The sequence below is a fragment of the Candidatus Allofontibacter sp. genome, from assembly GCF_038145245.1.
GTDB lineage: Bacteria > Pseudomonadota > Alphaproteobacteria > Pelagibacterales > Pelagibacteraceae > Fontibacterium.
In genome coordinates this window covers 1-4,873 of record NZ_JAYQPI010000047.1, presented here as the reverse complement: position 1 = coordinate 4,873, position 4,873 = coordinate 1, and the positions used below count along the sequence as shown (strand labels likewise).

Below are 4,873 nucleotides of genomic sequence, written 5' to 3'. Positions count from 1 at the left end.
GTTTCTATTGATAATTCAATAATTACAGAACTTGATATTAATAAAGAAATTAATTTTTTAAAATTTATTAACAAAGATCAAGCTATTCAAAATTCAGAACTATTTAAAAAAGAAATTATTAATAGTTTAATAGATAGAAAAATCAAAGATATTGAAACAAATTATTATAAAATTGAAGTCACAGAGAAAGAAATAGAAATAAATTTATATAATTACTTAGAAAGAATAAAAATAAACAATGAAACGTTGCATTCTTTCTATAAACAAAAAGAAATAGAGAATGATTATCTAAAAAATATAATAAAAATTGATATGAAGTGGTCAAAATTAATAAGGCAGATGTATGAAAGTAGACTTAATGTGAATCTAACAGAGGTTAATAAAGAATTAGAAAAAGAACAAAAAAATGGTGAAAGCGATGAAAAATTAAAAAAACAATTAATTATAACTGAGCAAAACAAACAGTTAAATAAATTCTCAATAACTCATTTAGAAAAAAGTAAAAAAAAGTATTTAATTAAATTTTTGTGAAAAAAAATATCATAATTATTTTAGGTGAACCCAATAGTATCTCATCTGAAATCTTTCTTAAATCATTAAATTATTTAAAAAAAACAAAATTAAATTTTATAATAATTGGAAACTATTCTCTATTTAAAAGACAAGCTAATTATTTAAATCTTAAAATAAATATTAACTTTAACTTTTCTAAAGTTGATAATTTAAAAAATACAAAATTTAATTTTATTAATATAAATTATAAACAAAAAAAAACTTTTGATTTAAAATTAAATAAATCAGAAGAATTTATTAAAAAATGCTTTGAATCCGCAGTTAATATCCTTAAAAAGAATTTTGCTCACGGTTTAATCAATCTACCAATTAATAAATCAAAATTTACAAAAAATAAATACAACGGAATTACTGAATATATTGCTGAAAAAACTAATAATAAAAATAAAGAAAACATGCTATTATTTAATGAAAACTTCTCCGTTCTACCTTTAACGACCCATATTCCTTTAAAACATGTTTGCAAAAATATTACATATAAAAAAATTGAAAAAGCCTGCAAAAACATTAGCAATTTTTATTCAAAAACCATTAAAAGAAAAAAATTTAAGATTGGTATACTTGGTTTAAATCCTCATAACGGCGAAAATGGCTATTTAGGAAATGAAGAAAAAAAAATAATTATTCCAGCCATTAATAAACTTAAAAAAAAATATCCCATAATAGGACCGTTATCTCCAGACACTAGTTTTTTACAAAGAGAAAAATTAAAAATTGATATTCTAATTGGTCATTATCATGATCAAATTCTAACAACTTTCAAAACTAAATTTGATTTTGATGCAATAAATATCACTATTGGTATGCCATTTATTAGAATTTCTCCAGATCATGGAGTTGGAATTGAAATTATGGGAAAAGGAATTGCAAATCCAAAAAGTTTTATTAAAGCAGTAAAGTTTTTTTCAAAATATAATGTTTAAGCATAAAAAAAGGTTTGGTCAAAATTTTTTAATTAATAAAGATATAATAAGAAAAATTGCAGATATAGGTAATATTAATAAAAACAGTCATGTAATTGAAATCGGTCCCGGATCTGGGAGTCTGACTGAAGAATTGCTAAATAGAAATCCGAAAGAAATTTTTGCAATAGAATTTGACAAAGATTTAAATAGTCATTTAGATAAAATTAAAAATAATTATAAAAATTTTAATTATAAAATTTCTGACGCTTTAACCTATAATGAAAAAAGTATTTTTAACAAAAAATCAATAATCTTTGGGAACCTTCCTTATAATATTTCTTTAAAATTATTAATAAAGTGGATTTATTCTGATCCATGGCCTCCTTTTTACGATCAAATGATTTTGATGTTTCAAAAAGAAGTGGCGGAAAGAATTATAGCAACTCCTAATCATAAAAAATATGGCAGAATTTCAATATTAACCGATGCCAGACTAGATGTAAAATTTCATTTTAATATTTCAAAAAAAGATTTTAATCCTGAGCCAAAAGTTGACTCTTCTGTGTTGTCTTTTGCTCCTAAAAAAAAAACTAATTTTAAATTAAAAGATCTAAATATTTTGTCAGATCTAACAAAAATTATGTTCAATACTAAAAGAAAAATGATTTCTAAAACACTTAAAAAATTACTTAATGAAAAGGAACTTGTATTAATAGATTTTGATAACATTAAAAATCTCAGGCCAGAAAATTTGGATTTTAGTTTTTACTATAAATTAGTTGATTTAATTAAAAGCAGATCTTAATTCTCTTTCAATCTTTACTATTTTGTTAATTTGCTCAAAACAGTTTTCTACATCTTTGTTCACAACAATATATTTATAATCTTTCCAGTGATTAATCTCATCCTTTGCCATTTTCATTCTTTGATCAATTAATTCCTTATTTTTTTCATCTCTTTTTTTTAGTCTATTTTCTAAGTCGTTAATACTGGGTGGCAAAATAAATATTGGAACAATATCTAACGGCATTATATTTTTTACTTGTTCTGTCCCTTGCCAATCAATATCAAATAAATAATCTTTTCCTTGGGACAAATAATCTTCTATTGGTTCTTTTAAAGTGCCATAATAATTTCCAAATACTTTTGCTTGTTCTAAAAATTTATTTTGATTAGATAATTCCTGAAATTTATTAATGCTTACAAAGTTATAATCAACTCCATCTATTTCATTAAGTCTTGGTGTTCTTGTCGTGTAGGAAACTGATATTTTAAAATTTTTATCGCTACTTTCAATCTTTTTAGCGAGAGTTGTCTTACCTGCCCCTGATGGGGAAGATAATATTAAAATCAAACCTCTTTTTGATTTTGAAATCAAAAAAAACTACTTTGCAGGATTATTCTCAATAAATCTTATTGCGTCACCTACTGTTAATATTTTTTCAGCTTCTGAATCTGATATTTCTGAACCAAATTCCTCTTCAAATGCCATAACTAACTCTACAGTATCTAAACTATCTGCACCTAAATCATCTATAAAACTTGCTTCATCAGTAACTTTAGCTTCGTCAACGCCTAAATGTTCTACAATAATTTTTTTAACTTTTGCTGCAACATCACTCATTTTTTAAACTCCCTTAATTATTAATGATTCTTTCAATAAATGAATAAATTAAATAAATCAAGCCATATACATTCCACCATTAACATGGATAGTTTCGCCTGTAATATAAGAAGAAAGATCGGAAGCTAAAAAAATAGCACAATTAGCAATATCGTTACCTGTGCCTAATTTTCCCATAGGGATATTTTCTATTAGTTTCTTTTTGAATTCTTCGTTAATATTTTTTGTCATTTTTGTATCTATAAATCCAGGTGAAATACAATTTATTCTAATATTTTTCTTTGCATATTCTTTTGCTAGACTTTTTGACATTGCAACTATTCCTGCTTTAGCGCTTGAATAGTTGGCTTGTCCAAAATTACCTGTGTGACCGACGATTGAACTAATATTAACTATAGATCCAGCATCTTGTTTCATCATTGTTTTAATAGAATATTTACAAATTAAAAAAACAGCAGTTAAATTTATATTAATTACTTTGTTCCATTCTTCATCTGACATTCTAATTGCAAGATTATCTTTTGTGATTCCGGCATTATTAATAACTATATCTAATCCCCCTAATTTATCTTTTACTTCTTTGATCAATTCTTCAATTTTTTTATGATTTTCTAAATTAAAATTAGCAGTTTTTATTTTTGGAAAATTATTTTGAATAGTCTTAAGATTTTCAACATTTGTTCCGATAGTAAATATATCAGCTTCTAATTTATAAAAACTTTCTAATATAGAAAGTCCAATTCCAGCAGTACCGCCTGTTATAAAAACTTTTTTATTTTTTAAATTAATTAAATTCATTAAATTGAGTTATATTATCAATTGTGGTTGTTGTAAGTTCTTTTCCTATTCTTTTTATCATACCTGTTAATGCTTTCCCCGGTCCTATTTCAATAAAATGTTTTACACCATTTTTTGTCATAAAATCTATAGATTCTCTCCATCTGACATGATGAGTAATTTGTTTTGTTAGCAAAGAAGGTATTTCATTAAAATTATCAATGGTCGTAGCCATTACATTAGAAACAATATTAATCATTGGTTTTGAAAACTTTGTTTTTATTAAAATTTGATTCATCTTATCTGCTGAAGGCTTCATTAAAGAACAATGGAATGGAGCGCTAACCGGCAATAGTATTGCTTTTTTACTATGAGTATTTTTTAAATCATCTACTATCTTATTAATCTTTTCTTTGTTTCCACTTATAACTATTTGACCTGGACAATTATCGTTTGAAATTTCAGCAACTCCTTCACTAGATTTATTTTTATTTATTACTTCATTTATCAAATCTATTTCTGCCCCTAATACAGCGGCCATAGCGCCAACATTTACTGGAACAGCTTCTTGCATTGATTTTCCTCTTTCTTTTAAAATTTTTGCACCATCTTTTAAAGTTAAAGATTCTGAACAGATCAAAGATGTATATTCTCCTAAAGAATGTCCTGCAAAAAAACTATAATCTTTTAAATCTTTTATTTTTATTTTTCTTAAAACTCTATAAATCGCAACTCCCACAGTCATTATAGCTGGCTGAGTGTTTTCTGTAAGATTTAAGGTTTCATTAGGTCCATTTAAGATAATATTTGATAATTTAAACCCCAAAGCATCATCGACCTCATGAAAGACCTCTTTAGCTTCGCTAAAAGTATCATAAAAATCTTTTCCCATTCCGACATACTGTGATCCCTGTCCAGGAAATACGATTGCTTTCATAATTAAGTAAGTAATTATAACAAAATTAACACTGTTGTATTAAAAAAAAAAAATTAT

At 24.9% G+C, this 4,873-nt stretch carries 7 protein-coding genes; 3 read left to right on the top strand and 4 right to left on the bottom strand.

Features of this window, described 5'->3' with window-relative positions; translation table 11 throughout:
* The 3 genes from AC8IGH_RS05030 to rsmA form a co-directional block, all read left to right on the top strand.
* A partial coding sequence (locus tag AC8IGH_RS05030; RefSeq protein WP_507419625.1) for a SurA N-terminal domain-containing protein occupies positions 1–531 on the top strand: 531 nt, incomplete at its 5' end.
* Positions 528–1,496 carry a PdxA family dehydrogenase gene (locus AC8IGH_RS05025; protein WP_507419624.1) on the top strand — a complete coding sequence of 323 codons (969 nt, stop codon included), beginning with the start codon at positions 528–530 and terminating at the stop codon, positions 1,494–1,496. The genes AC8IGH_RS05030 and AC8IGH_RS05025, both read left to right, overlap by 4 nt.
* Complete coding sequence (gene rsmA / locus AC8IGH_RS05020; RefSeq protein ID WP_507419623.1) at positions 1,489–2,283, top strand: 16S rRNA (adenine(1518)-N(6)/adenine(1519)-N(6))-dimethyltransferase RsmA; 795 nt, start codon at positions 1,489–1,491, stop codon at positions 2,281–2,283. The genes AC8IGH_RS05025 and rsmA overlap by 8 nt, the downstream gene beginning before the upstream one ends.
* Here the strand turns inward: rsmA and gmk are convergent.
* The 4 genes from gmk to fabD are packed head-to-tail and all read right to left on the bottom strand — an operon-like array spanning position 2,263 to position 4,816.
* Positions 2,263–2,832: a guanylate kinase gene (gene gmk, locus AC8IGH_RS05015; protein WP_507419622.1), complete on the bottom strand. Its 570-nt coding sequence runs from the start codon at positions 2,830–2,832 to the stop codon at positions 2,263–2,265. The two genes, rsmA and gmk, sit on opposite strands and share 21 nt — an antisense overlap.
* Before the next feature lie 30 nt (positions 2,833–2,862).
* The gene (locus AC8IGH_RS05010; RefSeq protein ID WP_017943781.1) at positions 2,863–3,102 is read right to left on the bottom strand and encodes an acyl carrier protein; all 240 of its coding nucleotides are present in this window, start codon (positions 3,100–3,102) and stop codon (positions 2,863–2,865) included.
* Positions 3,103–3,159: 57 nt separating this feature from the next.
* Positions 3,160–3,900, bottom strand: a complete 741-nt coding sequence (gene fabG, locus AC8IGH_RS05005; RefSeq protein WP_507419621.1) for a 3-oxoacyl-ACP reductase FabG — start codon at positions 3,898–3,900, stop codon at positions 3,160–3,162.
* Positions 3,887–4,816, bottom strand: coding sequence for an ACP S-malonyltransferase (gene fabD, locus AC8IGH_RS05000; RefSeq protein WP_507419620.1), 930 nt, complete (start codon positions 4,814–4,816; stop codon positions 3,887–3,889). The genes fabG and fabD overlap by 14 nt, the downstream gene beginning before the upstream one ends.
* Positions 4,817–4,873 lie beyond the last annotated feature (57 nt).

Bases quoted from the DNA above. Each gene is read 5' to 3' on its own strand.
- rsmA (WP_507419623.1), top strand. From the start codon at position 1,489: ATGTTTAAGCATAAAAAAAGGTTTGGTCAAAATTTTTTAATTAATAAA.
- AC8IGH_RS05010 (WP_017943781.1), bottom strand. From the start codon at position 3,102: ATGAGTGATGTTGCAGCAAAAGTTAAAAAAATTATTGTAGAACATTTA.
- fabG (WP_507419621.1), bottom strand. From the start codon at position 3,900: ATGAATTTAATTAATTTAAAAAATAAAAAAGTTTTTATAACAGGCGGT.
- fabD (WP_507419620.1), bottom strand. From the start codon at position 4,816: ATGAAAGCAATCGTATTTCCTGGACAGGGATCACAGTATGTCGGAATG.